Raw genomic sequence first — 737 nt, 5'->3', positions numbered from 1 at the left:
AAGATACATTTTCCTTTATCCATTACTAAAACTCTATTTGCAACTTTAGCTACATCTTCCATACTATGTGATACTAAAATTATAGTCATATTGTTTGCTTTATAAAGCTCAACAATCTTATCTAAGATGTCATCTCTTCCTTTTGGATCAAGTCCTGCAGTTGGTTCATCTAAGATTAATACCCTTGGTTCCATAGCCACTACTCCAGCAATAGCTACTCTTCTCTTTTGTCCACCACTTATCTCAAAAGGTGATTTATCTTTATATTCTTCATAATCAAGTCCAACAATTTTCATAGCTCTTTGAACTCTTCTATTTATTTCATCATTATCTAAACCTAAATTTCGAGGTCCAAATGAAATGTCTTTTTCAATAGTTTCTTCAAAAAGTTGATATTCAGGATATTGAAATACTAGCCCAACTTTTTTTCTTATACTTGTTAATTTCATTTTTTTCTTTGTTATATCAATATCATCTACTAAAATCGTACCTGAAGTTGGTTTTAGTAAACCATTTATATGTTGAATTAGTGTCGATTTACCTGAGCCGGTATGCCCAATGAGTGCCACAAATTCTCCTTGCTTTATTTCTATAGATACATCATCTATAGCTTTTTTTTCAAAAGGAGTCTTTGGCATATATATATGTGTTAAATTTTCTATTTTAATTGACATAATGCATTCACCATCTCATTTATAGTTAGTATATCAGATCCTATATTAATACCCTTCTGTCTA

1 protein-coding gene is annotated in these 737 nt (G+C 30.1%); it reads right to left on the bottom strand.

Features of this window, described 5'->3' with window-relative positions:
- Positions 1 to 674: energy-coupling factor transporter ATPase (locus KPL50_RS26650; protein WP_216301471.1), on the bottom strand; the 674-nt coding region annotated here is incomplete at its 3' end.
- Between the last annotated feature and the right edge of the window lie 63 nt (positions 675 to 737).

Origin of the sequence: Clostridium sp. CF012 (genome assembly GCF_018861755.1) — a bacterium.
Classification (GTDB): Bacteria; Bacillota; Clostridia; order Clostridiales; family Clostridiaceae; genus Clostridium_AD.
This window is presented reverse-complemented; position numbering and strand designations above follow the sequence as displayed.